23 protein-coding genes and 1 other RNA gene are annotated in these 25,987 nt (G+C 53.6%); 14 read left to right on the top strand and 10 right to left on the bottom strand.

Annotated elements, in window-relative coordinates:
• Positions 1 to 47 precede the first annotated feature (47 nt).
• Both LQZ21_RS05850 and LQZ21_RS05845 read right to left on the bottom strand, forming a co-directional pair.
• The gene (locus LQZ21_RS05850) at positions 48 to 1,787 is read right to left on the bottom strand and encodes an outer membrane protein assembly factor BamB family protein (RefSeq protein ID WP_411043303.1); all 1,740 of its coding nucleotides are present in this window, start codon (positions 1,785 to 1,787) and stop codon (positions 48 to 50) included.
• Between the two features lie 5 nt (positions 1,788 to 1,792).
• Positions 1,793 to 3,007, bottom strand: a complete 1,215-nt coding sequence (locus LQZ21_RS05845; RefSeq protein ID WP_411043302.1) for a class I SAM-dependent RNA methyltransferase — start codon at positions 3,005 to 3,007, stop codon at positions 1,793 to 1,795.
• A gap of 57 nt (positions 3,008 to 3,064) precedes the next feature.
• On the opposite strand from LQZ21_RS05845, the gene LQZ21_RS05840 reads away from it, so the two are divergent.
• The gene (locus LQZ21_RS05840) at positions 3,065 to 4,024 is read left to right on the top strand and encodes an alpha/beta hydrolase (protein WP_411043301.1); all 960 of its coding nucleotides are present in this window, start codon (positions 3,065 to 3,067) and stop codon (positions 4,022 to 4,024) included.
• On the top strand, positions 4,024 to 5,214 hold the full coding sequence (gene pcnB / locus LQZ21_RS05835; RefSeq protein ID WP_411043300.1) for a polynucleotide adenylyltransferase PcnB: 1,191 nt from the start codon (positions 4,024 to 4,026) through the stop codon (positions 5,212 to 5,214). Before LQZ21_RS05840 ends, pcnB begins: the two co-directional genes overlap by 1 nt.
• Positions 5,215 to 5,266: 52 nt before the next feature.
• Here pcnB and LQZ21_RS05830 read toward each other — a convergent pair whose 3' ends face one another.
• The 3 genes from LQZ21_RS05830 to LQZ21_RS05820 are packed head-to-tail and all read right to left on the bottom strand — an operon-like array spanning position 5,267 to position 8,322.
• Positions 5,267 to 6,436, bottom strand: a complete 1,170-nt coding sequence (locus LQZ21_RS05830) for a tetratricopeptide repeat protein (RefSeq protein WP_411043299.1) — start codon at positions 6,434 to 6,436, stop codon at positions 5,267 to 5,269.
• Between the two features lie 50 nt (positions 6,437 to 6,486).
• A complete protein-coding gene (locus LQZ21_RS05825) occupies positions 6,487 to 7,344 on the bottom strand; it encodes a hypothetical protein (RefSeq protein ID WP_411043298.1) in 858 nt (285 codons plus the stop codon).
• A 27-nt stretch (positions 7,345 to 7,371) separates the two neighbouring features.
• Positions 7,372 to 8,322 carry an RluA family pseudouridine synthase gene (locus LQZ21_RS05820; RefSeq protein ID WP_411043297.1) on the bottom strand — a complete coding sequence of 317 codons (951 nt, stop codon included), beginning with the start codon at positions 8,320 to 8,322 and terminating at the stop codon, positions 7,372 to 7,374.
• A 93-nt stretch (positions 8,323 to 8,415) separates the two neighbouring features.
• Between LQZ21_RS05820 and LQZ21_RS05815 the strand changes: the two genes are divergently transcribed.
• The 8 genes from LQZ21_RS05815 (at position 8,416) to LQZ21_RS05780 (ending at position 16,414) form a co-directional block, all read left to right on the top strand.
• Positions 8,416 to 8,904 carry a divergent PAP2 family protein gene (locus LQZ21_RS05815; protein ID WP_411043296.1) on the top strand — a complete coding sequence of 163 codons (489 nt, stop codon included), beginning with the start codon at positions 8,416 to 8,418 and terminating at the stop codon, positions 8,902 to 8,904.
• Positions 8,905 to 8,910: 6 nt separating this feature from the next.
• Positions 8,911 to 10,344 carry a hypothetical protein gene (locus LQZ21_RS05810; protein WP_411043295.1) on the top strand — a complete coding sequence of 478 codons (1,434 nt, stop codon included), beginning with the start codon at positions 8,911 to 8,913 and terminating at the stop codon, positions 10,342 to 10,344.
• Positions 10,341 to 11,663, top strand: coding sequence for an SLBB domain-containing protein (locus LQZ21_RS05805; protein ID WP_411043294.1), 1,323 nt, complete (start codon positions 10,341 to 10,343; stop codon positions 11,661 to 11,663). Before LQZ21_RS05810 ends, LQZ21_RS05805 begins: the two co-directional genes overlap by 4 nt.
• Positions 11,638 to 12,723, top strand: a complete 1,086-nt coding sequence (locus LQZ21_RS05800) for an RnfABCDGE type electron transport complex subunit D (RefSeq protein ID WP_411043293.1) — start codon at positions 11,638 to 11,640, stop codon at positions 12,721 to 12,723. Before LQZ21_RS05805 ends, LQZ21_RS05800 begins: the two co-directional genes overlap by 26 nt.
• On the top strand, positions 12,711 to 13,172 hold the full coding sequence (locus LQZ21_RS05795; protein WP_411043292.1) for a hypothetical protein: 462 nt from the start codon (positions 12,711 to 12,713) through the stop codon (positions 13,170 to 13,172). Before LQZ21_RS05800 ends, LQZ21_RS05795 begins: the two co-directional genes overlap by 13 nt.
• On the top strand, positions 13,169 to 13,804 hold the full coding sequence (locus LQZ21_RS05790) for a hypothetical protein (protein WP_411043291.1): 636 nt from the start codon (positions 13,169 to 13,171) through the stop codon (positions 13,802 to 13,804). The genes LQZ21_RS05795 and LQZ21_RS05790 overlap by 4 nt, the downstream gene beginning before the upstream one ends.
• Positions 13,801 to 14,394 carry a hypothetical protein gene (locus LQZ21_RS05785; protein WP_411043290.1) on the top strand — a complete coding sequence of 198 codons (594 nt, stop codon included), beginning with the start codon at positions 13,801 to 13,803 and terminating at the stop codon, positions 14,392 to 14,394. Before LQZ21_RS05790 ends, LQZ21_RS05785 begins: the two co-directional genes overlap by 4 nt.
• A 133-nt stretch (positions 14,395 to 14,527) precedes the next feature.
• Positions 14,528 to 16,414, top strand: coding sequence for an alpha-amylase/4-alpha-glucanotransferase domain-containing protein (locus LQZ21_RS05780; protein ID WP_411043289.1), 1,887 nt, complete (start codon positions 14,528 to 14,530; stop codon positions 16,412 to 16,414).
• Between the two features lie 54 nt (positions 16,415 to 16,468).
• Here LQZ21_RS05780 and LQZ21_RS05775 read toward each other — a convergent pair whose 3' ends face one another.
• On the bottom strand, positions 16,469 to 17,395 hold the full coding sequence (locus LQZ21_RS05775; protein WP_411043288.1) for a 1-phosphofructokinase family hexose kinase: 927 nt from the start codon (positions 17,393 to 17,395) through the stop codon (positions 16,469 to 16,471).
• A gap of 165 nt (positions 17,396 to 17,560) precedes the next feature.
• Between LQZ21_RS05775 and LQZ21_RS05770 the strand changes: the two genes are divergently transcribed.
• Entirely contained in the window at positions 17,561 to 18,043 is a 483-nt protein-coding gene (locus LQZ21_RS05770) for a deoxycytidylate deaminase (protein WP_411043287.1), read from the top strand.
• A 67-nt stretch (positions 18,044 to 18,110) separates the two neighbouring features.
• Here the strand turns inward: LQZ21_RS05770 and LQZ21_RS05765 are convergent, their stop codons facing one another.
• Positions 18,111 to 19,061, bottom strand: coding sequence for a hypothetical protein (locus LQZ21_RS05765; RefSeq protein WP_411043286.1), 951 nt, complete (start codon positions 19,059 to 19,061; stop codon positions 18,111 to 18,113).
• 207 nt (positions 19,062 to 19,268) lie between these two features.
• Here LQZ21_RS05765 and ssrA point away from each other — a divergent pair.
• From ssrA to LQZ21_RS05750, 3 genes are all read left to right on the top strand, one after another.
• Positions 19,269 to 19,616: a transfer-messenger RNA gene (ssrA, locus tag LQZ21_RS05760) on the top strand.
• Positions 19,617 to 20,059: 443 nt separating this feature from the next.
• The gene (locus LQZ21_RS05755; protein ID WP_411043285.1) at positions 20,060 to 20,752 is read left to right on the top strand and encodes a peptidoglycan DD-metalloendopeptidase family protein; all 693 of its coding nucleotides are present in this window, start codon (positions 20,060 to 20,062) and stop codon (positions 20,750 to 20,752) included.
• A 195-nt stretch (positions 20,753 to 20,947) separates the two neighbouring features.
• Positions 20,948 to 21,892 carry a sigma-70 family RNA polymerase sigma factor gene (locus tag LQZ21_RS05750; RefSeq protein ID WP_411043284.1) on the top strand — a complete coding sequence of 315 codons (945 nt, stop codon included), beginning with the start codon at positions 20,948 to 20,950 and terminating at the stop codon, positions 21,890 to 21,892.
• A 97-nt stretch (positions 21,893 to 21,989) separates the two neighbouring features.
• Here the strand turns inward: LQZ21_RS05750 and LQZ21_RS05745 are convergent, their stop codons facing one another.
• The 3 genes from LQZ21_RS05745 to LQZ21_RS05735 are packed head-to-tail and all read right to left on the bottom strand — an operon-like array spanning position 21,990 to position 25,915.
• Positions 21,990 to 23,864: a TRAP transporter large permease gene (locus tag LQZ21_RS05745; RefSeq protein WP_411043283.1), complete on the bottom strand. Its 1,875-nt coding sequence runs from the start codon at positions 23,862 to 23,864 to the stop codon at positions 21,990 to 21,992.
• A complete protein-coding gene (gene dctP / locus LQZ21_RS05740) occupies positions 23,861 to 24,892 on the bottom strand; it encodes a TRAP transporter substrate-binding protein DctP (protein WP_411043282.1) in 1,032 nt (343 codons plus the stop codon). The genes LQZ21_RS05745 and dctP overlap by 4 nt, the downstream gene beginning before the upstream one ends.
• A 60-nt stretch (positions 24,893 to 24,952) precedes the next feature.
• Positions 24,953 to 25,915, bottom strand: coding sequence for a TRAP transporter TatT component family protein (locus LQZ21_RS05735; RefSeq protein WP_411043281.1), 963 nt, complete (start codon positions 25,913 to 25,915; stop codon positions 24,953 to 24,955).
• Positions 25,916 to 25,987: the final 72 nt, after the last annotated feature.

The raw sequence follows: 25,987 nt of genomic DNA, 5'->3' as shown, positions 1-25,987 counted from the left end.
CGCAAGGGAACCGCGTAAACCGCATGGTGAAATTTGGTCGCTGCTGCTTAACGGCTCAACGATCGTAGTTCCTTTTTAGCCTGATCCCGTACTTTCGGCGGATAGCCGCTGCCCGTAAGGGTTGTCAGAATCTTTACCCCCCCGTTACTGAGGGGCGGGCCGGAAAAACGGCAGAGGGCTCCGGTGGCCGCGGCTATGGCCGTCAAAATCCGCTCATCCTCCCCGGGGGTATTCGGCCGCAGCATGGCAGAAAACATCTCCAGGGCGATACCGTCGGGATCAAGCCCGATACGGCCTATGGCTTCCGCGGCGGCTGTTTTAACCAGCGGTTCCTGTTCGTAATATAAAAGGATTGAAAGAAAGGGGATGGTTTCCCAAGAGCCGATATAGCCCAGCAGCCGGATCCCTTCGATCCGGTGGCGGACATGGACCGGGGGCCGGGCGGCGGATACCCCGGGGGTATGGATAAAGCTCCCGGCCAGTTCCATTAAATAGCCGGTATAGTCCGCTTCGTTTTCCCCAAGGCGGCCCGCGAAAATATCCTCCCGGATCCGTTCCAATCGGTGGTCAATATCCCCGTCCCCAAACCGGAAGGTATAATCCGCCCAGGATAAGAGGGGCGGCTTGCCCAAGCCGTAACTGCCCTCCGGGGCGGGGCCGTAGAGGGATCTCGGCAAGGACCTGGTCCTATGCTCGGTCCGGTAGGCATAGAGGATCCAGTCCTCCCCGCCGGCAAAGAGGATGCCCTCATCGCTGAAGGCGGGAAGCGCCGCCGTCCCCGCCAGATCCAGTATCCACAGCCGCCGGCCGTCTTCGGTAAACCCCGATGCTCCGCTTCGGGAGAGTACATAGATCCCCCGTTCATCAAAAAGCATTAACACTTCTTCCCCGGCATCCTTGGTTTTCCCGGCCCTGAGGTGGCTTTCCCCGGTCCAGAGGAGCCGGCCGTCGGAACCGGAGAGGAGCAGCACCCTGCCGTCCTTCAGGGTAAGGGCCACCAGGTTATTCCGGCTCACCGCGGCCAGGGGGGGGGCGGGCAGATCGGGAAAGACCGCGGATGTCAGGGTCTGAGTTCCATTCGGCTCCCGGCTTATCCTGTCCACGGTGCCGGTCTGGTAAAATACCAGGGTTGTCCCCCGGTCCTCCGAATCTTTCCCGCTGTTCAGGGGGGTTATTACCGCGGGGACCTCCGGAAGCAGCTGGAAGCGGGTTTTTCCAAAGGGATTTATCGAAAGGAATTCCCCATTTTCCAGAACCATCATCAGCCCTCCCCGGTTATCCGCTTTGGGGGCCAAGGCAATGGGGGCGGGTAGTTTTTTTCGCCACAGGGGATACCCCGAGGCGGTATAGCAGATGAGCCGCTCCCCAAAGGGGATAAAGAGCCGTCCGTCCCAACCGACAAGGACCGGCGCGGAAAGGGGGGCGCCCAGATTCAGCCGCCATAGTTCCCTGCCGACCCGGTTGATAACGATAAAGATCCCATCGGTTCCGCAAATATAGCTGATCCCCTCCCGGGATCTGGTGACATAGGGGGCTAATTTTCCTCCGGCAAAATAATCCCAGAGAAAATCGCCCCCGTAGGTATAGGTTTTCAGGTTTCCCCCATCCAATACCACTACCACCGTTCCCGCCTGAACCGACGGGAGCCCCATGACCATTCCCTCCAGGGCTTCCCGCCAGATAGGGGTGGTATAGGACGGGGGATCCCCTTCGGCCGTTTCCTGGGCATAGACCAGGGGGAGGGCTGCGGCAAGCAGGAAAACCAGACAGCGGTATCGCCGGCACATAGCCTTCACTTTTTGAATACCGCCAAGGTTTCGATATGGGCGGTCTGGGGATAAAAATCATGGAAGCTGAGTTTTTCAAGTCCATATCCTCCGCGGCATAACTCCCGGCTGTCCCTGGCCAATGTGGCGGGATCGCAGGATACATAGGCCAGTACCGGCGGCCCCTCATGGATAAGCCATTGCCGCAGGGTCCCGGAAAGCCCCTGCCGGGGGGGATCTACGATTATGAATCCATAGGGCCCTTTCCCGGGGCTTTTTGCCCCGGTCCCCCGGGTCTTTACCCATTGATCCGCCTTCAGGGGGAAAAAGCGGCAATTCCCGCCGGGCATATTTTCCCGGGCCAGGCTCAGGGCCTGCCGGTTTTCCTCCACCAGATCGATCCGGGAAAAATATTCCCCTAAAAAAACGGCAAAGGTCCCCACCCCGCAGTAAATATCCGCCATGGGAAGGGAGGGATCCGCCCCCCCGGCGGCTTCCAGGAGTTCCGGAATCAGGAGTTCCAGGGCGGTTCCGTTACTTTGGAAAAAAACCCCCGCGTCCATCAGAAGTTCCCTATCCAGCAGTGTTACTTTTCCCCGGGAAGGGCCCCCCTCATATACGAGGGTATTGCCCCGGGCATAAACGGTAAACCGGTCCCTATCCGGAGCTATGGGCAGGGTTCCCTCCGCCAGGACCCGTCGTATCCCCGGGTCCGCGACGGGACAGTCGGCGACGGGGATGAGTTCCCCGCTTTTCCGGGCCTTGAAACCCAGGGGAAACGGCCGCCGGGAACCTGCAGGACTTGGTACGGACCGGGAACGCCGGGACGGAGGAATTGGTTTTATACGATGGAATTGCATACGGTTTCGGTACCCTTCGGGGGCGGAAGGATGGATTGCCGGCTCGGGAAAGGAGGAAAAACTCCCTAAACGGACCAAGGCATCCCGGAGCATCCGGCTTTTTTCCGCTAGCTGAGCTTCATAGGACAGGTGCTGAAGGGAACATCCCCCGCAGCTTCCGTAGAGGGGACAAAAGGGCGTCTTCCTCAACGGGGAAGGTTCAGAGATTTCCAGCAATTCCGCCCATGCCCAGTCCTTGTTCTCTTCGATTATTCGTCCGGTTACCAGATCTCCCGGGGCGGTAAGGTTTATAAAGACGGATTTTCCCCGGTAACGGACTATTCCGGCCCCCCCGGAGACGATCCGTTCCACCGGGGCGGTAAAAATTTCACCCATTCTCATGGAATTTTTATTATACCATTATTGTCAGAACATTAACATAGGGAGTACAATGGAGCCATGGATGAATCGAATACATGGATATCCGGAACCGACGGGGCCCGGCTTTTTGTGCGGCAATGGAAACCGGAAGACCGGCCCCGGGGGGTGGTACATATAGTTCATGGTATGGCGGAACATTCCCTGCGGTACGGGGAACTTGCCCGCCGGCTCTGCGGCGGGGGCTTTGCGGTCTGGGCCGCAGATATGCGGGGCCACGGACAAACCGCGGACCCCGGGGTGAACGGGCCCGGGATCGGGGGGCTTCTGGGGCATTGCGCCGACCGGGATGGGTTTTCCCTGGTGGTATCGGACATTGAGGAGATCCACCGTCATATCGCGGAAGCCTATCCGGACCTTCCCCTGTTTTTGTTAGGCCATTCCTGGGGTTCCTTTATTGCGCAAGCCTATATCGAAAGTTACCGCCGGCCCCTGGGGGGCTGTATCCTTTCCGGTACCCGGGGGCCCGACGGATTAAGAATAGGGATCAGTGCGCCGGTTATGAAAACCCTTGCCTTTTTTTGGGGTGTTCGTAACCGTTCCCTGCTTGCCCGGGCTCTGGCGGACGGGGCCTTTAATAAGCCGTTCCGGCCTAATCGGACCAATTTCGACTGGCTTTCCCGGGATGAAAAGCTCGTGGACGCCTTTGCGGCGGATCCCCTCTGCGGTAAACTCTGTTCGGCTGGATTTTACCGGGATCTGGCGATCGCTTTAAGCCGGATCCATAAACCTAAGGCGATGGAGGGGATCCCCCGGGATCTTTCCATTTATGTTTTTTCCGGCAGCGCCGACCCGGTGGGGGATATGGGTAACAGTCCCACCGCCCTGGTACAAGCCTACCGGTCTATGGGGATAACGGACCTGGAATTTGTGTTGTATCCCGATGCCCGGCATGAACCTTTAAATGAAACTAATCGGGAGGAAGTAATGGAGAACCTCTTGACCTGGCTTTCCCGGCGTTGTTCTCCCCGGATAAACTAATGCGGATCCGATATACCACCGAAAAAAACGGTAAGCTGGTTAAAAAGGCGATAGTATATACCCAGAATGAGCACGGTATCAATTTTGCCGATGTGGATGCCGATGCGGTGTATATTATCGAAAAGCTGCGGACCCATGGGTATGAAACGTATATCGTCGGGGGGGCGGTCCGGGACTTGATGTTGGGTAAAAAGCCTAAGGATTTTGACATCGTCAGCGCCGCCAGCCCGTCCCGGATAAAAAAAACATTCCGTAATGCCCGAATCATTGGCCGAAGGTTTCGTCTGGTCCACGTGTATTTCGGTCCCAAGATCTTCGAGGTTTCCACCTTTCGCTCCCTTAAAGACGGTCCCACCAGCAATACCTTCGGGACCATTGAGGAGGACGTGCTTCGCCGGGATTTCTCTCTGAATGCCCTCTTTTACGATCCCGGAAAACAGGTGGTGGTGGACTATGTGGGGGGGATGAAGGATATACGGAACAAAAGGATCCGCCCCATCATTCCCCTTTCGGTTATTTTTAAGGACGATCCGGTACGGATGATCCGGGCGGTAAAATACGCCGCCACCACCGGATTTAAGCTGTCCCTCTGGATAAAGTGGAAAATTAAAAAACAATCCGCCCTGCTTGCTTCCATACCGTCCTCCCGGTTGACGGAGGAGCTTTTTAAGATCATCCATTCCGCCTCCGCTTTCCGGATCGTGGAAAGCCTCGACTTTTTCGGTCTATATGAATATTTACAGCCCCGGGCTTCCGAAATAATGAAAAAAAACAGTGTTTTCCGCACCCGGTATATGAAGAGTCTGGCCGATCTGACCGGTAACGAATCTACCGGAGACGCCTTGGCCGCCCTTATCAGGGATTACCTGGAAGATTTTGTGGACTGGGACGGGGGCATAATGGAGAATTACCAAAACGCCTTCTTTGGGGCGCGGCAATTTGTACTGCCCATAAATCCCCCCCGGGCGGACCTGGATAACGCGGTACGGATGATCTTTGGGGAACATGGGATAACCATAAAAAAAGCCCGCTTTATTGAGCGGGGAAAAGTCTGGTTCCCCGTGGTTGAAGCTCCGGGGCCCGCGGAAATCCCCGGGGGGGACCCCCCAAAAAAAAGACGCCGCCGCCGCAGGGGGCATGCCAAGGGCGGCTCCGGCGGGGACAGTCCCGGAGAGGGCGGCCTGTTTTAGGGTTTTCCGGGCTTTCAACCGGGGCCCGGAACCCGCCCCGGGGCGGGAAACATCATCGCAAACCGGAAATTAAATTTTCAACCCGTTCCTTATACCGCGGGGGGGATAGCCGGGCGGCTTCCTGCAGGAAGTTTATTGCCTCGGCATTATGCCCCTGGGCCGCCGCGTTGAGTCCCCGGGCGTATTGAACCAGGGCTTGATCCGCTCCGTACTGCAGCGCCGAACGGTAATACCCTTCTGCCCGGTCATACTTTTTTTCCTCATAGGCCAAAAGGCCCAGATAATAATAGGAGGCATAATGGGAAGGCCGTTGATCGATGGCCGTTAAAAACGACTGTTCCGCCCCGATATAATCCTTGGCCTCATAGGCCCGTTGCCCTTCATCGATCAATTCCCTAAAGGTTTTGCGGCCGACCAGGTAGGTTTGGTAATCATTTTGGAGCGTGTTGGCGCCGGTCCAGAGGGTAATCCGCTTCATTACCGTTTCGGAGTTAATCGCCGCCGAAGCCGAATCGGAGAGGAGTATAAAGGATTCAATGAGGGCCCTGAAATAATCCGGATTGCCGCTATTCAAAAGAAAAGAAACCAGCGCCCAGGAAAGCCCTTGAAAATGATCGGGAATTCCCCGAATGTCCGCCAGAAGTATGGATTCCAGGGGAGGGGTGGCTTGCCCCAGGGTTTTAACTTCATCAAGCCAGGACAAATTTTCTTCATAGGTTAATTTGTCCGTGGTACGGTCAAAACCCAGGGTATTAAAATATATGGCAAACCCTTCCTGCATCCAGGCGGGGGGGGAGGGAATAAAGGCCCTAAAAAATTGAATAAAAGCCTGATGGGCCAACATCCAGGGTTCTTCCGGGCTGCCCCGGAGTATTACCAGTTCCCGCCGGTCCGGCTGATTATAATGAAGATACACCGCCCCATCCCTGGTTTTTCCCAGACGGGTGGAGACATAGGCGTTATAGATTTCCCGGTCTTCAAAGGCCCGGACCACGAGGGGGCTCCTGAGTCTTTGCTTGTCAAAGTGGAAAAGCCGGTTGAACTCGTTAAAACGCTGCTCCAATTCCCGGGCCAGGGTATCCGCGTCCGCCCATCCCCGCTGGGAAAAAACCCGATAGTAGCCCCGGACGGCTTCGGCCATTTCCGGGCCGGTCCCTTCCTGGGCATAAAGGGAGCATAAGAGGACCGCGCTCAAAATAACGCCGTGGATAATTTTTTTCATGATACCCTCCTGTGGTACCTTCGGTTATTTTTGGGGAGAGGTACCGGTTTCTACTGTATTATCTTATCGATAATAATATTCACCTCTTCAATAAGTATCCCCGTATATCGTTCGATGTTTTCGATTATATATTGCCGCAGTTCATGGATATTCCCCCCCAGCTGGGTTCCATAGGGAACATCTATGGTAATGACCAGCCAGTATCCGGCATCATCGTCCTTGACGGAAATTTTTTTGATCCGGATATTCTGATTATATTCATCCACACAGTGGATAACCATCTGGCTTAAGGCCGCCTCGGAAATAATCACCTTCCCCCGTTTGGAGTATTCCGGTCGTACCACGGATTTTTCATGGACCTTGGGGGTGGGACCGATGGCGTCGGGCCCGTTTTTCCGTTTAAAGATCTTGATGGCGTCATAAAAAATATTGGGATAGTTCCGCTTAATTTCGATGGAGGGAACGGGAATAACGTGTTTTCCCTCGACTTTTCGGGTTCTGATGGCCCGTTCGATTTCCTCCTGGGAGGCGATATCCTCAATTTTGATAATTTTGCTCGGCGGAGGGAGCTGTAAACGGGAGGCGATTTTAATTACCATCTTTTCCGAAGTTCCCAGGACAAGGACCTTTTTGAATTTTTCATTTTGAAGCCGCCGGGCAACCTCATCCCGCCGGGATTTTTCATCAAAGAGGGCGACCTTAACCGCCGCCATAAAGGTTTTTTCTTTTTTTGCCGAGTGGCCCGCCACAATGCGGTTGTCCCGGATCAACAATCCGTCGTCGATAATAAAATCAATATCGTATTTCTGGGCGACCAGTACCGCCCGAAAGCTTTTACCGGTACCGCTTTCGCCAATCAGCGCGTAGGTTTTGATTCTTCTGAGGGTCCAAAAAAAGCCTTGAAACATTACTCTAATTATAACATCAAAGGTCCGTTATAGGGAGTAAGGAGAGAGGATTTCAGTGAATTTATCTCCAAAAAGTTCATATACTCTTTGAAAAAAAGTATCCGGAAGGGGCGCCGCTACTATTTTGGGGACAGCGCTTATTCCCTCCCCGATAAATTCCAGGGAACAGGCATGGAGGAAGATGCCCGGTTCCCGGATATGGCCCCCGTATTTCCGGTCCCCCGCCAAAGGATACCCGTGGAGAGCTGCCTGGGCCCGGATCTGATGGGTCCTGCCGGTGGCTATTTCCAGCCTGATCAGGGAACAGCCGGCGCTTGAGCCCAGGGTCCATACCCGGCTCAGGGCCTTTTTCGCGTTTTCCCCGGGGTTTTCGGCGGGCAAGGTCTTTTTTTGTTCCCGGTCCCGGAAAAGCCAGTCCTCCCAGACCGCCTGCTCCCCGGGGCTTCCCTCTACTAGGGCAAGGTATTGTTTTTTTATCTCCCCCCGGCGGAGGAGGGCGCTGAAATTGCGCGCCCCCTCCAAACTGGTGGAAAAGGCGATGATCCCGCTGGTAGGCCTATCCAGGCGGTGGAGGGGGCCGGGCCTAAAGGAAAGGGAAGGGGGGAGTTTGCCCCTAAGGTAACGGAGAACCTGGGTTTCAAGACTTTCCGGCCCGTGGACCAGCAACCCCGGGGGTTTATTCAGGAAGAGGAGGCCCGCCCCTTCCCAGAGTATATCCGCCCGGGGGAGGGCCCCGAGCGGAGCCCCCCCCGGGGAAAGGCCGGGCGGGCGGGAAAGGCCGGTTTCCCCGGGGATCTGAATATGCGCCCCCGGCGGTACCCGGTCTTTTGCCCGGCCGGGTTTCCCGTCCACCAGGATCCGGCCCTTCCGCAAAAGCCGGTATACCCCTGAAAGGGGCAGATCCGGAAGGGCCTTCCGGAGGATCCGGTCCAGCCGGCGGCCTCCATCATCGGCGCCGGTAATGAGTTCTAAGGCCATGGCATAAGTATACCATAGAGTTATCATAGACATTCAATGCTTTTGCCCTGGACCTATATTGACAAATTCGCCGTCCTGGATGATTGTTAAATAATGTCTGTTACGATGACCATTAACGCGGAGTCACTTAAGGCCTTTTTTGAGAATCCCATATTTTTATCTGCCGTATCAAGTTGGTTTTTTTCCCAGTTACTTAAGGCGGTGGTTACCGCCCTGAGATCTCCCCATCGTAATGGCCGGGAAATTTTGGCGACCATCGCGTGGCGGACCGGCGGAATGCCCTCAAGTCATTCGGCCTTGGTATCGGCTATGACCACTTCCGTGGCTTTTAAGGAGGGAATAAATTCGAATTTATTTGTGGTTTCTTTTTGGGTTGCCATTATTGTTATGCGGGATGCCCTCGGGGTACGCCGTTCTTCGGGAATTCAGGGCCGGGCCATCAATCTGTTAAGCCGGAATGTGGCTGAACGTCTGGGGGGTGAATATCATCCGGTTAAGGAAATTCATGGCCATACTCCTTTGGAAGTGGTGGCCGGTACCCTTTTAGGCATTTTTATGGCCTCGGCATATACTTTTTTATAGCGTCCTATGTCATTTAGAAAATCCACGATTATTTCGGTATTTGTTTCCTTAACCCTGGGCCTGGGGATGTTTTATATGGCGCATCTATTCCTTCCCTCCCCCAGTGGGGAGGGATATGTGGTACTTTCCCTGGATGCTTCCTACGAGGACCGGTATATCGGAGAATTGTTGGAGCGGGGGAATTGGGGGAATTATATTTCCGAATCAACCCAATGGGTTTTCTGGGATGACTTTGGGGAACTGGTACAGATAGCTCTGGAAGCTTACGGGGAGCGGGTTGAACCCTTTGATCCCCGGAACGATGGATACGCCGGACGGCTGCAATCTTTTTTTGTACATGGGGACCGGCGGTTTTTTTTTATTCCCCTTTCAACGGATTTTTGGGGGATCCCCCGGGAAAAAATAGAAGAAAGCCTGGCCCGCTGTTTGGCGGGCATCCCCTTCCAGGTGGAATTTCCCGGCGTTTCCCGGCCCCTGTGGATATATGCCTTCTTTTTTGCCGCCGCCTCCGTTGGGATGCTCCTGTTTTCCGGGGCTCCCTGGATAGGGATAAGCCTCCTTCCCCTATTGGCCGCCTTATCCTACCCGGGGCCCGCGGGATTCGCCCTGTCCGCATCCCTCACCGCCCTGTTTGGACTACTCCTGCAGCCCCTGCGGGAATTTTTTATAGCCCGGCATTATCGGCGCCATTACGTCGGAATCAATAAAAAACCCGTGTTTTTCAAGTCCCAATGGGGGATGATCCCCCTCTTTTTAGTGATTTACGGGGTAATCTGTTACCTGGGACGTTTTCCGGTATTCCTGGGGGCGGGCGGAATTTTTTCATTTTTCCTCATTTTGGGACTGTCCCTCTGGGCGGAATCGAAGAAGGGAACCAGGATGGGGCATATCCGGTTTATACCGGTTCCGATTTCGGTTCCTTTTTCGGGGATAGCTAAGTTTTCCCGGATCATGCTCCCCTTTGCCTTGGGTTCCCTGGGCGCCCTGTTTTTGCCTCCCCTGATCTTGGGATCCGGCTATGCCGCCGCCGATAATCCTCCGGTTTCGGCAAAATGGCAGGAGTATATGATAAATTCCGAGGAATACCAAGCCCATGCCGCGTTTCAGGCTTCTTTTTCCTTACGGCCCCTGAGAATCGACGGGGATACCCCGGATCATGGTGAGTATCTGCGGTACCACCGGGCCGATGATGGCCTTATCGGGGAGTATTCGGCGGTTCCGGATGACCATGTCCGGGAGATCACCCCCTTTCCCCTGGAAGATCTGATGAATTTTCTCGCCCGCCGGGAACATATCCGGCCTTTGGTTTATACCCCGGGGGATCTGCTCTCGGCCCTGATGGTCCTGTTTTTTTGTATCCCGATTTTCTTTCCCTTCGGGCGCAAGCATAGCAAAAAGAAGCGATTATTGGTATATAATGATAAACGGATTGCCGCATGAAAATATATTCTTTTCCCCAGGGGGGAATTTCCTTTGACGATACGACCGTACCTCCCCGGGACAGCAGCGTTATAGCCTTTCTGCCGGGACTTTCGGTTATACCCCTGGTCCAGCATACCGGATGCCGGGCCTATCCCGTTGTTTCCGTGGGGGATTTTGTTCGCGAGGGGATGCTTATCGGCAGGGGCCAGGGAGCGGGTTCGGCGAATGTACACGCTACGGTTCCGGGAAGGGTGGTCCGTATGGTTTCCTGGAAAATGGGCGACAATCATATTAACGATGCCCTGGTAATACGGATGGCGGGGGCCTTTGAAAGATTGGGAAAACGGGAAGAGGTTTTTCCCTGGCAGGGACGTTCCCCGTTTGAGTTACAGCAGCTTATTTCCGAATACGGGATTGTGGAAATGGAAGGAGTCGGGCGTCCGGTATCGGATACGTTCACGGCCCTCCGTTCCCGGAAAGAGCCCTATACCCTGGTACTCCGTTGTGTATTCGACGATCCCTGGCTGGCGGCGGATTATGTATTGTGCCGGGAACGGATAAAGGCGGTAGTGGAGGGGTGTGTTATCACCGCTTCCGCCGCCCGGGCCTCCCGTATCGTTTTTGCGGTTTCCTATAAAGAGAAGGAACTGGGAGCCCAACTGCTTGACGAAGCGGAAGCGGTCTCCCCGGGGCTTTCCCTGTCCTTGGCCCTGGTAAGTTCCCGGTATCCCCAGCGGAACCGCCGGGAGCTTACCTACACCCTGGGGCTTTATGAAAAAAGGGACGGGCTGGATTTCGGATCCCTCCTGTTCCTGGGGCCCGCCACCGCCGCGGCGATCCATGACGCGGTAAAACTGAGAAAACCCATTCTGGACCGGTATGTGGCGGTGGGGGGCTCCGCGGTTAAAACCCCCCAGGTAATGAAGGTCCGGATAGGGACGCGGATAGGGGAAGTTTTCGCGGAATGCGGCGGCTTTATTGATACACCCCAACGGATTGCCACCGGTTCTCCCCTGCGGGGACGGGCCGTAGCGGATCTGGACGAACCCATCGTTAAGACCACCTATGGGGTATTTGCCATTTTGGAGAAACAGATGGGGGGCACCGCCGTTAGAAATTGTATCGGGTGCGGAGAATGCAGGGTGGTATGCCCGGTCGGGCTGGATCCCAAGGTTTTATTTAAAAGTATTCATACGAAACAGAAAGAGGGGGCGGCCTGGGAACGGGCCGGTGAGTGTCACGGCTGCGGTTGTTGTGAGGTGGTTTGCCCCTCCAGGCTTCCTTTAAGTACCACTATCGTGAATTCTATATATGGAGGAAACCCCGATGTTCCATAAGGATCTGGTACTCCTGGAGAAACCCCAAATAAATCTTGCCCGTTCCACCGCGGCGCGTATGTGGGGGGTGAGTCTCTGTGCCGGTATGACCATCCTCCAGTCTGCCTTGACCGATTCCTACCGTTCCGTGATTATCGCCCTTACCGCGGTGGCTTCGGCGGCTGCCGTGGAATTGCTGATTTTCTTTAAAACAAAAAAATTAACCCTGGGGGACGGAAGTACCGTTGCCTCGATATTGATTTTTTCACTCCTTCTGCCGAACCATATTCATCCGGTCATTGCCGCCCTGGGCGCAGTCTTTGCCATGGCCGTGGTTAAAGGCAGTTTTGGGGGCTTAGGAACAAACTGGGTAAATCCCGCCCTGGGGGGCTGGTTTTTTATCCGTTTTTCCTGGCCCGTACTGTTTGATAATGCCCTGAAGGGCTCTCCCCTGACCATACTCTCCGAAAACCTTAGCCGGGGTTTTTCCGATCCTCTGGGCTCTCCCATGGGTATTCTGAAAATAAGCGGAGCCGCCGGCAATGCCCTGGATAATGTCCTGACCTCGTTTTTGAACAATACCATCTTTTCCATAACCCATACGGACTTATCCGAAGGGTATATGGAGCTTTTTTTCATGACCCGGGAAGGGATCATCGCCGACCGGGGCCTTGCGGCTTTTCTTTTGGGTTCCATCATAATTACCGCATCCCAGGTAAACCGTTCCTGGGTTCCCGGGGTGTTTTTGGGAGTTTATGCCGTTTTTGTCAGGATCTTTGGCGCGCTGCCCCTGGGAGGGCCCCTGGGCCAGGGAGATCTGCTCTTCGGCCTTTTAACCGGCGGTACCCTGACGGCGGCTTTTCTGCTGGTGGCAGATCCGGTAACAGGACCGAATTCGAACATCGGGGCCCTTATTGCCGCCGTGCTTGGCGGATTTTTCACGTTTCTCTTTAAGTATAAGGGGAATGAACCCTATGGGGCCTTTTTTGCGGTATTTCTCCTTAATGCCCTGATGCCCCTGATCCGGAATATGGAAAACCGGTTTCTCAGCCGGAAACGGAGGGCTCCATGGGGCGGATAAAAATCAGCGATCTCTCGAAGTTTAAAGAACCGGGCGTTTTGGGAGCATGGTTACTGGGGATCTTCCTTTTAGGAGGATTGTTATGGTATGGTACCCGGGACGCCCGGGCCACGATGATGATTCGGTCGGTAAACAGGATCCTGGCGGCCCGGGAGGATCCCCGGCGCTTAGGGGAGCCCCTTTTCCCCTGGGTAACCCCGGAACAGGGGAGCTGGTTTTCCCTGGCTGATGCCGAGGGCAGGGCCGTGGTTTTTTCGATAATTACCGATGGAGCCTTTGTTCCCTTTGCCGCCATGGTTTCCCCTGAAGGGAGGGTTGAGGAACTGGTTCCTCTGACCGGTAATTCCATTCGCATGGCGGATCGTCTTTCCCAGGAAACCATAGCGGTCTATATCAGGCGTATTGAGGCGGTGGAGTCCCGGGACTCCGCCCGGAAAGGAAAGAAATGAAAGAAGCCCATCAAAATCGTTTGTTCAGGAGCATCCAGGTCCCCCTCCCGTCCCTGACCAATACGTTTTTTCTGGTCATCGCCTCCGGTCGTACCGCCTTTGCCTTGACCGCCCTGGGCGCCCTCCTCTGGGTATACGGTATGACCATCATGGGGCTCTGTTTAGGAAAGCCCCTTCTTCCGCGAAAGGGAAAGAAGATCCTTCATGTTTTTTTATCCGCCCTTTTCGGCAGTTTTTACCTGATGATCCTGAATTTTCTGAATCCCCTGTTGGCCCTGGAATGTACCCTATGGGTTATCCTCTCGCCGGTATCCCTTATCGGATCAGGCATACTGGACCGGGTGGAATCCATGGATCCGGAGGATGCCCTGGCCAAGGCCCTGCTGGAAGCCCTGGTTCTGGGGGGGATGATCCTTGCCCTGGCCCTTATCCGGGAGCCCCTGGGTTTTGGTTCCCTTTCGATCCCCGGCGGGACCTGGGGAATTATTGAATTGTTTAACCGCGATACGGAGGGGATCATCCCGCTGCGGATAATTTCAAGTTCCACCGGCGCCTTTTTATTGCTGGGTTACGGCAGGGCCCTTTTCCGGTATTACCGGAAAAGGGCCGGCGAAGCGGAGGATACCGAATGAGCGTCTTGGCCTTCTTGGGAATAACTTCCGGTCTTTCCCTCAATTTAATCCTCCAATTCGGCCTGGGAATTCAACATATCGGATTTGACGATGAAAACCAGAAGAGGCCCTATGAGCCTCCCATGGTCCAGGGGGGGATTCTTTTTTTGTCCGTTCCCGTTCTGTGGTTTTTTTTCGTCTATATGCTGGGTCCCCTTTCCCTGGGATTCCTGGAATATATGCTGTTTTTTCCCCTCAGCGTGTTGGTTTGTATGGGGCTTGAAGGGGCGGTGAATTATTTTTTTCCCCGACTGCTGCCGGCAGCCAAAGCATTTACTCCCCTGTCCGCTTATAACGGGCTGATCCCGGCCGCCCTGATGATGAGCCTCTGCTTGGCTTCTTCCCTGGGGGAAGTGATAATTTTGTCCCTGGGATTTTACGGAGGGGTTCTCCTGGCAATCTTTATACTCAAGGAAATTCAACGGGGTTCTTCCCTGGAAGCGGTTCCGGCCTTCCTCCGGGGTCTGCCCCTGATGCTGATATCCATGGGGCTGCTTTCCCTGATTTTTTCCGCCATAGGGGTGGTACTCATTAAATTTTGGGGGCTTTAATCGCATGGGTCTGTTTTTTTGGAAAGCCTCCTTTTCAGAAGGAAAAAAGTAGTCTAAAATAAAGATGAGGCTACCTCAAAAACATAATTTTAAACCGGCGCCGGCTCATTCGAAAATATAGGGAAGCGGATTAATGACGTATAAAATCGGTTTTATTTTTGGTTCCCATAATCATATTCCCTATGGAACGGGACATGACGAATTTGAGCGGATCTATACGAATAAATTAAAACCCTTTATCTCTACCCTGTATCACTATCCGGATATTCCCGCGGCCCTCCATTATTCCGGTGTCCTTTTGTACTGGATCGAACGGAATCATCCGGAATTTTTTATGATAATTTTGGATCTTATTTCACGAAAGCAGATAGAACTGCTGGGGGGCGGCTTTTATGAGCCCATGATGACCCTGCTTCCCCTGGCGGATAAAATCGGTCAAATTGAGATGCTGACCACCTATATCAGGAAACAGTTCGGCAAACGGCCCCAGGGTTGTTGGCTTTCGGGATCCGCCTGGGAACAGAGTATGGCCGGCGTCCTTAATACCTGCGGCATGGGGTACACCTTTTTAGAGGATGCCCTTTTTAACCGGGCGGGTATTCAGGACCGGGACGCCTTATGGCCCTGTATCAGTGAGGATCAAGGGAAGCTGGTTACGGTTTTTCCCCTTTCGGGCCGCTTACAGGCTGAATTGCGGCATAAAAAGGCTGCTCCGGTATTGGAAACCTTCTTTAAGGAGTTTTTCCCCGACGGGAAACAGCTTGTTTCCGTGTTTCCCGAGCTTATATTTACGGGAACCGAGGATCCCAAAAACTACGAGGCCGCCCTGCATCAATTTTTCGAGGCCCTTTCCCGGGCAATGGAAACCTCTATCGAACTTACCCTGCCGACCCGGTTTCTCAAGACCCATCAGGATTTAGAAAAGGCCTATTTTCCCTCTTCCGCGTCCCGGCAATTTCTTATCACCTATCCTGAGTCCAACGGGATTTATTCCAAAATGATGTTTACCCATATACTCATCAACCAGTTACGGGGGGACAAGTCCCGTAAACGGAACGCCCGGGAAGAACTCTGGAAGGCGCAAGGGTATAACGCCTATGATCATGCGGGTAACGGGGGTATTTACTGTAATACCCTTCGGAATGCCGCCTACAAGGCGCTGCTGGAGGCGGAAAAAACAACCCGGGAACAGGGAACGTTTATTCCCTCCCTTATGATCTTTGATTTTGATTTGGACGGTGAAGCGGAGTATCTTTTTCAGGATAGAAATATTAATTATTATATCAAAACCAATGGGGCGGGAATTTTCGAGCTTGATTACCTGCCCAAGGCGTGGAACTATCTGGCTACCTTTGCCCGCCGCCGGGAACCCTACATGGAGGAATCCTCCATTGAAGACGGCTACCGGCGGGAGGCTTTTTTGGATCGCCTGGTCCCCCCGGACTTTACCCTCCGGGATGCCCTGGAGAACCGGTTTGCCGGGTCCCGTTTTTGCGGAAGCGAGAAGTATCAGGTGTCTGAAATAGACAAGGCCCAAAAAAAGGCCTGTTTCCGGCTCCTCCCCCGGGAAGACCTGTCCTTTGGGACCGTGGAAATGGAGAAACGGTACCATCTCAATATGGATCTGTTGACCCTGAATTATTCCCTGATAAACCGGGGGCCGAAACCTGAGGATTTTAAGTTTATACCCCAGGCTGATTTTTCTTTTCCCGGCGACGGAGAGACCCGCCTACGGATCCTCACGGTCACTGCCGGGGAGAAAAAGGCGGGTTCCCCGGATTGCCGGGAGTTTAACCATATAACGGGCATTGAATTTCAGGATTTACAAAATGAGACGATTGTAAGCCTTCTTTCCAGCAGGCCCGTTGATCTGTGGCTCATTCCCATCCATACCCGGTGCCGGATCAATGAAAAAATGAGGGATCAGTATCAATCCACCTGCATTATGCCTGTCCAGGCCGTTTCCCTGGGTCCGGGGGAACGATTCGAGACCGAATTCCGCCTGCGGATATACCATTGAGGTTGTTTCGGCCTGCCCTTTGGGAGACGGCGGTAGGGGCGGCGGCGCCCGGCGCTAAGCGATAACCCCCACTTTAAGGAATCCCGCATTCAACCTTCCGCAGCGTATCCCCTGGGCGGCGGCCTCCTCCAGGGTGGCGCCGTCCCCCAGGGCGGCGGCAAGTCCGGCGGTAAAGGCATCCCCGGAACCAATGGGGTTGACCGGTTTTACCGGCTCAACGGCGCTTTCGGAAAAACGATCCCCTTCGGCAAGCCAAACGGCTTTGGCCCCCCGGGTAAGGACAATCCGGCAGTGGTATTTTCCGCAAAGCTCCCGGCAAATTTCCCGAATCCCCGCTTTAACCCGCCTTTCGTCGTCCATAATTTCGTTATGGCGGATCAGATCCGGCGCAAAGGTTTGGGCGAATTCAAACAGGTTCGGCTTAATCAGATCCGGGTGGTATTCCAGGCTGTGGAGCAGATCCGTACCCCGGAGGTCCAGCAGTACCCCCTTGCCTGTTTCTTTAGCGCGGCGGACCATAAGCGGGACCAGGGCGTCGGAGAACCCCCGGGCCTTGGCTCCGGAGATGATGATAAGTCCCTGTTCCGGGAGGAGTTCCGTAAACCGGTCCAGGATCCGCCCCTCGGTCCCGGAATCCACCGGATCCGACTCCTCCACCAATTCGGTGATGCTTTCATCGCCGTTGTTTATCAGGGTATAGCAAAATCGTATAGGGCTCCCGCTTTCCACCCACTGAACCGTTACCCCGTCTTGCCGGCACATTTCCAAATACAGGGGCCGGGTCGGCCCCCCAAGCTGGGTAAGATGGACGGCCGCTTTGCCCAACTGGGTTAAAACCCTGCAGGTATTTGCCCCTTTGCCGCCGATGTCCAATCGGTGGTTTCCGGTTCTGTTCACCGTATTCCCCACTATCGAAGAAAAACAGAGGGTTTTCTGGAAAGTCGGGTTCATACATACCGAAAGATAGGATTTTGGTTTCATAGGATTCCTTTAAAAGATTTTTGGGGTCCCCCAAACTCCGGAGCTTATCTTGAACCAAAGGAGTATCTTAAAGTACTGTATATAAACAACCGATTCGGTACAATAGGCTTTAGCCGCAGGGAGCCGCGGGTTTTTTGAACCGGCTCTATGGATGGGGGAATTATCATGACGGAACCGTATAAAAGGCCCAGTTGGGATGAATATTTTATGGAGGTCTGTGACGCTATCGCCAAGCGGGCCACCTGTGACCGGGGACGATCGGGATGCGTGATCGCCAAGGACAACCAGATCCTGGTGACCGGTTATGTGGGGGCCCCCGCTGGGCTGCCCCACTGCGATGAAGTGGGGCATCAGTTTAAAAAGATGGTACACGAGGATGGAAGCATTACCACCCACTGTGTCAGGACGGTTCACGCGGAACAAAACGCCATCTGCCAGGCCGCCAAACGGGGGATAGCCATTGCCGGGGCTACCCTGTACTGCCGGATGACCCCCTGCAGAACCTGCGCCATGCTGATCATCAACTGCGGCATCCTCCGGGTAGTATGCCAGCGGCGTTACCATGACGCGGATGACTCCGAGGCCATGTTTAAAAAAGCCGGAATACGGTTGGAGTATGTTTTTAACGAAATTCAGCAATACGAATGAAAAGGATCCGCCCGTGAGGGCCGGCGGTCAATATGGCGGACCTCAAATACACGGGGATCCAGGGCGTTCATTCCTGGGTAACGCGGTAACGCAGGTAGGTTTCTTCCAGGGTCCGTTTGGGCCCGGGGGCGGAGATCCGTTTGCGAAAGGCCGCCGCGTCCCGTCGATCCACGTAAAAATCGTAAATAGCCCGGGGATCGGTGTTGGTTACCTCGGTATAGGCGGGTTTGCTCCCCAAAAAAGAGGGGATTTCGTCATAATTAACCGCGCTTACCCCAAAACGTCTAAGCCGGGAACGGACCTCGGTGATTTCTTCATAGGAGAGGCCGAAAAGAAATTCCTCCAGGGCCCACCGGGTTTCATCATTGGCCGTCTGAGACACCAGAAAGTCCCGCCAATCCTTCTCCAGATCCAGGGAGATCCGGATCAATTCACTGGCCCCGTCCATGGTGCCAAAGCTGGGGGGAGTCACGTCCCGGGCTGTCCAGAGGGCTTCCAGGGCCGGCAAATGCTGTACCGATCGGGGGTCGGTTCCGCTGTCCCACAGGGAGATGAGGTCATTGGCCAGGCGGAATTTAATATCTGCGGAAAAGACGGGGTCGGATAAAAACGATAAATAGACCTCCTCGGTCATAATCGTACAAATAATGGAAAATATAACCCTTCGTACCGGGGTATAAAACCTATCCGTATCCTGGACCAGAATGGAAAGCAGGGAAAATGCATGGGCCTTGGCAATCAAATAACTCCTGGTTGCCACGATTTTTGTCGGAATATGGAACAGCCGGGCCGACGGCATAAAATCGCAGAGGGCTTCTATCAGTTTTTCCTCGTTCCGGAATACTCCCCGCAGGGTATGGGCATCCCGTACCGAAGGAAAGGAGGAAACCGCTTCTCCCAGGGCCTTCAGGCAGATAAAACGCTGACGGACCAACACCGCATCTTCGGGAAATCGTGAGTCCAGATATGCTTCTATTTCCCTGACCAGGAGTTCTTCCGTTTCTTTTAACTCAACCATGAGGAGGTATTTCCCTTGGATTTTGGTATAAAAAAGCTATATAAATAACCCTATCCCGCTAATATCGATAGATCAAGTAAGAGGGACGGTGTTTTCATTCCCGCTACCTATTGACCATTACCTATGTGCTTAATATACTACTATTTAGGGGTTTGTGAAAGAGATAAGGCCCGGAAAGCTGGTATATTGCTGGTTTTTTTGTGATCCGGGGGTGCACCGGTTTCGACTGGTACGGTTCGGGGTGCAGGTTGCAGGTGGAGTGCCGAGCTCCTAACATTCGGCAACAATTTAACTGCCGACTACGACAGTTACGCTCTCGCTGCATAAACAGCGGAACGCGGGAACCGGCTCCGCCGCCTTGAGGGGCCGAATTTCCGTCGCAATCAAGGCTGGTCAAGCTCCGCTTCCGGACGGGGGGCGACGAGATATTTTCGGAATACGGACGGGCCGCGGGCCGCAAAGCCAAGCCCATCCCGACAATATAAAATGCGGCTAAACCTGTAGAGATCGGTATTTCGCGTATTAGGACGCGGGTTCGACTCCCGCCACCTCCAAAGAATATGTCCCCGGATGGAGCCGTGGGGCAGGGGCCTTTCCGCAAACAAATCCTCCGGCAAAAGGGAATCACCCCTTTTTTAGGGAGTTGTCCTCATCAATGTCCTTCTTCAGCCCGCATTTTGGTCAAAAAATGAGAAATTGTTTTTTTTTTGTACAAAACTAAAAATAATAGTAGTATATTATGATTACTTAACCAATTCCAGGAAAAACTGCTTGTGAATTATCCGAAAACAGACTATAAATCTCATATAGTAGGGAATTAAAAATGCCGATAATGAACCAATATGAGGCTCAAAGACAGCTTTTTTTATCTCCTTTTACTTTTGGCAGCGTTTATATCCGCTGAAGAAACGGTTCATGTGATAAAAAGGGGGGATACTATTTATTCTATAGCCCGGTCTTATGGGGTTAGCGTCAAAGATGTTTTATCCCTGAATGGTATGACCGATACGGATGTCTTACGGATTCAAGTGGGACAGCGTATTAAAATACCCGGAGGGTTTCAAATTTCCGCCCCCACGGCTTTTAAGGAACACCGGGTAGCCAGGGGAGAAACCTTTTATGGGATAGCCCGGACCTATGGTATTACCCTCCAGACCCTTCGGGATGCCAATAAAATCACGGAAAATTATATGTTAAAGGCGGGCGATCTATTGCGTATTCCCCTTCCGGCCGCCGCCGCTGCTCCGGCAGTTTCCCCGGCGGTCCCCCGGGAAGGGCGCCCAAGTCCGGCGGCCGCGGTCGTTACCCGTTCCATGGAAACCAGGCAGGTGGACGCTTCCATTTCCTGGCCGGTGCGGGCTCAAGAAGTGTCCTATATGACGGGGAAACTCAACGGGGTAGTGGTTTTAGGGGAGAAATCAGAATCCATACGGAATCTTGTCCCGGGGACGGTAGTATCCGCGGGACCTTACCGCGGCTTTGGAAAGGTTGCGATAATACAGGCTACAGGAGGTTATTTGTACGTATATGGCGGTTGTGAAAGTCTTTCGGTAAAGGTAGGCGACAGGGTTGCTCCGGGAACAGAACTGGGAAAATTAGGTATTGATGCGGTATCCGAAAAGCCTCAGTTGTTTTTTATGGTATACCGGAATAGTAATCCCATGGATCCGGCCCGTGCCCCCAGAGCTTAAGGAGCCTGAATATTTTCACAGATAGTTTCAGTATATAAAAATACAGCTAAAGCCTGAAAAGGTGGTAATATGGCAAGAACGGTATCTATTTTGGGAAAAAGTAAGCAGACAGGAAGAAAAGGGGTTTTATATCCTATGAGTGATGTTGGCACGGAGAGAGGCCGTGCAAAAAAAAGAACATCAGATCTCTCATCAATGAAAAATACAAAGAAACCGAAGGCATCCAAAGAAACAGATCCATTGGCTCTTTATTTCAAACAGATTTCAAAATATCCGCTCTTAACCGTTCAGGAAGAACAGTTAATCGGGGAACGGATCGTGGTATTGCGGCAGCAGATACAGAACCTTGCCAAGGAATACGAGGAAAGGGAAGAGGATGGGGCGTATCAAAAAGAGCGTTCCGGTCTGGAAAACTCGCTGCTTTTATATAAAAACCGGATGATCAACTCTAATTTACGTCTGGTCGTTTCTATCGCAAAAAATTACCAACACCGGGGTTTGTCCCTGCTTGATCTTATTGATGAGGGTAATATTGGGCTTATAGAAGCGGTGGAGCGGTTTGATTATACCAGGGGCTGTCGTTTTTCAACCTATGGTACCTGGTGGATCCGGCAGGCCATCATTAAGAGTATCGCCGATAAGGGACGGGTGATCCGTATCCCCATCCACATGCTGAACACCATAAAGAAATGCTACTTTGTGGCTAAACAACTAACCCAGGATCTGGGCAGAGACCCAAGTGAGGAAGAATTATCCGAATATTTGGGGGTATCCATTGCCAAGGTAAAGGAGATCGTCAAACTTTCTCAAGAAACCACCAGCCTGGATACCATCGTGGACGACGGTAATCTGACCCGTCTTGCGGATCTTATCAAAGATGATACCATGGAAGAACCCTTTGAAATGGTCTTTTCCATGACCCTTCAGGAAACCATGGAGGATATTCTGTCCCATCTTTCGGAACGGGAGATGAAGATCATCCAACTCAGATTCGGACTTACCGGAGAAGGGCCCCTCACCCTGGAAGAAACGGGCAAACTTTTGGGTATAACCCGGGAACGGGTCCGGCAGATCCAGGAGAAGGCGACCTTTAAGCTCCGTAACCTGAAGCAGCTCTACGAATTGCGGGAAAATCCGTAAGCAAGCCCCTGGAAACCACGGTTTTCAGGGGCTTGCTCTAAATATCCCCAAGCTCCCGGCAGTACCGGCCCGCCTTCTCTCCTCCTTCCTGAGGGTTTTAGAAAAACCGGGTGAGGAAGGTGGAAAGAGCCGGGATATAGGTCACGAGGAGTACCACCACCAGTTGGATGAGAAGAAAGGGAAAAACATAGCGGCATATATCCACAAAGGGCTTGTGGAACCGGTAACTCGCCAGGAAAAGGTTGAGCCCCACCGGAGGGGTAAGGAAGCCCACTTCCAGGTTGGTGATGAAGATGATCCCTAGATGCACCGGATCGATTCCATAGGCCATACCCAGGGGAGTTATCAGGGGTAAGACGATGAGGATCGCGGAAAAGATGTCCATCAGGCACCCCACCACGAGGAGGGAGAGGTTGAGGAGCAGGAGAAAGAGGAATTTGGAACTGACGGTTTCCAACATCCAGTCCGCGAGGATCATCGGCGCGTTGGTGTCCACAATATAAAAAGACAGGGACTGGGACAGGGCCAGGATGGCCAGGACCCCACCGATAATGGGAACCGACTTGAGGAATACCTGGGGGACCTGTGACAGGGTAATATCCCGGTGGACCAGCACTTCGGTGATAAAAATATAGATTACCGCCACGCCGCCTATTTCCACCAGGGAGAGGAAACCCGTAAAATAACTCACCACCAGGAAAAAGGGCAGGATAATCTCTAAAGCCGACCCCTTAAGGGAGCGGAGGGCCCTTTTGGGGTTAAAGGGTTCCACGGGAATTTTAACCTTGACGGATGCGATAATCCCGAAGATGATCACCGCGACAACCAGGATGATACCGGGGATAAGGCCCCCTAAAAATATGTGGAAAACATTGAGCTGGGCCATGGCCCCCACCAGGATCAGGGGGAGACTAGGGGGAAAGAGAAGGCCCACACTCCCCACGGAAGTAAGGAGACCGATGGAGAATTTTTCCGGGTATTTAACATGCTCCGACAGGATACTGAAGAGGATCCCCCCTAGCGCCAGGATCGTTACCCCCGATGCGCCGGTAAAGGAGGTGAAGAAGGCGCAGATAATCACCGTGGCGATGATCATCCCCCCGGGAAGCCAGGAAAAGAGGCTGCGGAAGGTTTCCACCAGCCGTATGCCGGCCTTGCTTTCCGAGAGGAAAAATCCCACCAGCGTAAAAAGGGGAATGGCGATGATGTTGTCATTGGTCAGGGCTGAATAAATGTCGGTGGCTACCGTATCAACTTGACTCCCCGCGGCCTGCAGCAGGATGAGAACCAGCCCTCCCATGATCACAAAGAGGGGGGTTCCTGCCAAGGCGGCGAGGAGGAGGAAGATCACCGCCGGTACTTTAAGATACACGGCCCCCAGATAAAAAAGATCCGACAGATCATAGGCCCAGAGGGGAAGATCGAATTCCCAGATAAATTTTGCTATGGATGGAAAGGACACCAGGGTCCCCAGAACTATGGCCAGAATGGGAAATATCCGCTTCCGGCCTGAAAGCCCGGTCCGCCGGGCAAAACGGCAGGCGATAACCCCGTATCCCAGGGGGATGATCAGGGCAAACAGGCGATCCGGAATAAAACCGATCAGCTTTCCTGAAAGACCGATTCTGATAAACGCCGGAGCGGTCCAGGCGATAACCGTCACCACAAAAGCGGAGAGGAGGTTTACAAAAACCCGGAGCCGGTATTTGATCCCCTCCCCGGAAAAATACTGAACCAGGGCAATGGCAAGGTGTTCCTCATTCCGGGTGGCGGCCATTCCGGAGAGCATCCCCACCCAAAGGAGGAGATGGATCATAACCTGGGAAGATCCGTTGATACCGGTGTTAAAAAATATCCGCGCCACCGCCTCCGTCACGGGAAGCAGGGCGAGAAGAACCAGGGAAAGAACACAGAAGACGTTTTCAATCAAGATAAGGACAGCGGTCCCCCGGGATTTCTCCGGCCCGTTCATGGATGCTGTCCCCGGTAATCCTGAAGTATGGCCTGGATCCGCTCGTACATTCCCCGGTGGAAAACATTCCGGTTAACCAAATCCGGAATATGCCGGCTTATTTCCCGGTACCATTCCTGTTCCTGCTGGGGGGTTGCCTGGTTTATGCTTACCCCGTTTTGCCTCATATTGGCTATAGCCTCTTCCTCTCCCCGCTGGAAGGAATTTTCAATTTCCGCACCCGCCCGCCGGACTATTTCCAAAAGGGGCGCCTGGTACTGGGCGGGGATTCTGGCCCAGGCGTGTTTGCTCATCAGCACCCCCCCCATGAAGGGAGCGAGGTTGACGGTACTCATGTGCTTGGCGACCCGGTAAAGCTGAAAGGCGGAAACGGAGATAGGGCTTTGGTAAATCGCGTCGATCATCCCGCTGTTGAGCCGCTGGGCCACATCGGTCAAATTTGCCCGGACCATCTGGAACCCCATGGTCCTGAAGGCATCCATAATTTCCTGTTCATCCGGGTTGGTCCCTACTTTAAGACGTTTAAGATCCTGGGGGGTATATACGGGGCTTCGGGAAAAGATCTTGACCCAGCCCGCTTTGACCAAAACCATATTGATATACCCTTCTTCTTCAATCCGGGAATTGAGGATAGGCCGTACCTCTTGTAATACCGCGTCCAGTTCCTCATTATTCCGGATAAGAAAGGGAATGCTCAGGGCCATAACTTCCGGGGCCACCGAATTGAGGGCGATACTGGTGAAGATCGCCGCCTGGATCTTATCCTGCCGGAGTTTCATTAGGTAATCCCCCTCGGAGCCGGGATACTGATGGAGGATGTGTAAATTTACCTCCCCATTGGTGGTCCGGCTCCACTCGGCGGATATCCGATCCAGGGTCCTTCCCCAGGGGGAATTCCGCGGGAGGGAAGATGCCAGGTTGATGGTAATCTTCCGCTGGCGCTGGGGGTAAAGAAAATCGGCGGGCATAACGCAGAACAAAAAAGCGAAGAGAATAAGGGGAAAGCGGACAAATTTCTTATGCAACATATCATTGCTCCTTTTCGGCGTTACGCCCTTTAAGAATCCGGTGTTTCGGAATCGCCTCCGTTACTCATCACTATCCCATTCCTCACCGGTGTCAATATCAATAAAATAATCGGAAACCGTGTCCAAAAGGTTTTGGGCCTTCTGTTGGGCAATGATATTCATCAGGCGGCTGCCGGGATCGGCATCCACATCCATGGCCAGGGCCTTTTCCAGATAGGCTTTAAAGGTATCATAATCCTGGGCGGGGATCGAGACCGCCTGGGCATAGGAGACATAGGGTCCCGCCAGGAGCCCCCGGGACTTTTCCAGGGCCCGGTGAAAATGCTCCTCAACCCGGGTTTTATCCCCCCCCATGGATTCGGGCAGGGAAGAGAGGGCGAGGATGTAAAATTCATCCAGCGCCCCGTGGTTAAAATCAGGATCCAGGGCATAGGCCCGGTCGATGAGGAACATCAGATCCGGCACCCGGCGGCCCAGGGCCAGGTCAAAGGGATCCAGGGAATAGGCGGAGAGGTAGCCCGCGGCGGTCCAGTAGAGGAAGGGTACATCGCCCTTTTTCATCCGGGCCAGATAGGGTTCCAGGGTACCCTCAAGGGACGAGGCCCCGCTGAATCCGGGATACTTTTTATCCAGGCCCCCATAGAGGATGTCCGCCCCCCGGAGGTAGAATTTTTTTGCCCGTTCCAGAGCGGCCAGCCGGGTTTCATACTCGGTGACGGGTAAAAATTCCGCCGGTCCCTGAATAAAGGCATTGGCATACATAATAAAGAGGGAACCCGTGGTGAGGATCAAGCCTTGATGTCCGGGATTGGCGGAAAGGAGGGTTTCATACATTTTTATCGCAAAGGGAAGGGCATCCCCCACCAACTTGGGATCCGGATCTCCGGTAAAGACGGTACTGCTTCCTTCCCCGGTTAATGCGTTGGATACCGCCCGGATCGCCATTTTGTTGATCGAACAGGAGGAAAATACCACCAGGACCGCGAGAAAACCCACATAAACCGGTATAAAATGAGGTTTCATCCTTACCTCCCCCAAAAAACAGCAAAATAATATAGAAGAGAGGCTGACCCGAAACTTCGGTTTTTGAAACAG

It is taken from the genome of Treponema sp. TIM-1 (assembly GCF_046533115.1).
In the GTDB taxonomy this organism is placed as follows: domain Bacteria; phylum Spirochaetota; class Spirochaetia; order Treponematales; family Breznakiellaceae; genus JAIRMO01.
Note: the sequence above shows the minus strand (reverse complement) of the source record. Positions and strands in the feature narration are given on the sequence as shown.

Coding starts and splice junctions, on each gene's coding strand:
- LQZ21_RS05765 (WP_411043286.1), bottom strand. CDS start 19,061: ATGGTTGAGTTAAAAGAAACGGAAGAACTCCTGGTCAGGGAAATAGAA.
- LQZ21_RS05745 (WP_411043283.1), bottom strand. CDS start 23,864: ATGAACGGGCCGGAGAAATCCCGGGGGACCGCTGTCCTTATCTTGATT.
- LQZ21_RS05805 (WP_411043294.1), top strand. CDS start 10,341: ATGAAAATATATTCTTTTCCCCAGGGGGGAATTTCCTTTGACGATACG.
- LQZ21_RS05820 (WP_411043297.1), bottom strand. CDS start 8,322: ATGGCCTTAGAACTCATTACCGGCGCCGATGATGGAGGCCGCCGGCTG.
- LQZ21_RS05735 (WP_411043281.1), bottom strand. CDS start 25,915: ATGAAACCTCATTTTATACCGGTTTATGTGGGTTTTCTCGCGGTCCTG.
- LQZ21_RS05775 (WP_411043288.1), bottom strand. CDS start 17,395: ATGAAACCAAAATCCTATCTTTCGGTATGTATGAACCCGACTTTCCAG.
- LQZ21_RS05830 (WP_411043299.1), bottom strand. CDS start 6,436: ATGAAAAAAATTATCCACGGCGTTATTTTGAGCGCGGTCCTCTTATGC.
- LQZ21_RS05825 (WP_411043298.1), bottom strand. CDS start 7,344: ATGTTTCAAGGCTTTTTTTGGACCCTCAGAAGAATCAAAACCTACGCG.
- LQZ21_RS05785 (WP_411043290.1), top strand. CDS start 13,801: ATGAGCGTCTTGGCCTTCTTGGGAATAACTTCCGGTCTTTCCCTCAAT.
- LQZ21_RS05750 (WP_411043284.1), top strand. CDS start 20,948: ATGAAAAATACAAAGAAACCGAAGGCATCCAAAGAAACAGATCCATTG.
- LQZ21_RS05790 (WP_411043291.1), top strand. CDS start 13,169: ATGAAAGAAGCCCATCAAAATCGTTTGTTCAGGAGCATCCAGGTCCCC.
- LQZ21_RS05850 (WP_411043303.1), bottom strand. CDS start 1,787: ATGTGCCGGCGATACCGCTGTCTGGTTTTCCTGCTTGCCGCAGCCCTC.
- LQZ21_RS05815 (WP_411043296.1), top strand. CDS start 8,416: ATGTCTGTTACGATGACCATTAACGCGGAGTCACTTAAGGCCTTTTTT.
- LQZ21_RS05795 (WP_411043292.1), top strand. CDS start 12,711: ATGGGGCGGATAAAAATCAGCGATCTCTCGAAGTTTAAAGAACCGGGC.
- pcnB (WP_411043300.1), top strand. CDS start 4,024: ATGCGGATCCGATATACCACCGAAAAAAACGGTAAGCTGGTTAAAAAG.
- LQZ21_RS05780 (WP_411043289.1), top strand. CDS start 14,528: ATGACGTATAAAATCGGTTTTATTTTTGGTTCCCATAATCATATTCCC.
- LQZ21_RS05845 (WP_411043302.1), bottom strand. CDS start 3,007: ATGAGAATGGGTGAAATTTTTACCGCCCCGGTGGAACGGATCGTCTCC.
- LQZ21_RS05840 (WP_411043301.1), top strand. CDS start 3,065: ATGGATGAATCGAATACATGGATATCCGGAACCGACGGGGCCCGGCTT.
- LQZ21_RS05810 (WP_411043295.1), top strand. CDS start 8,911: ATGTCATTTAGAAAATCCACGATTATTTCGGTATTTGTTTCCTTAACC.
- LQZ21_RS05800 (WP_411043293.1), top strand. CDS start 11,638: ATGGAGGAAACCCCGATGTTCCATAAGGATCTGGTACTCCTGGAGAAA.
- LQZ21_RS05755 (WP_411043285.1), top strand. CDS start 20,060: ATGACCGATACGGATGTCTTACGGATTCAAGTGGGACAGCGTATTAAA.
- LQZ21_RS05770 (WP_411043287.1), top strand. CDS start 17,561: ATGACGGAACCGTATAAAAGGCCCAGTTGGGATGAATATTTTATGGAG.
- dctP (WP_411043282.1), bottom strand. CDS start 24,892: ATGTTGCATAAGAAATTTGTCCGCTTTCCCCTTATTCTCTTCGCTTTT.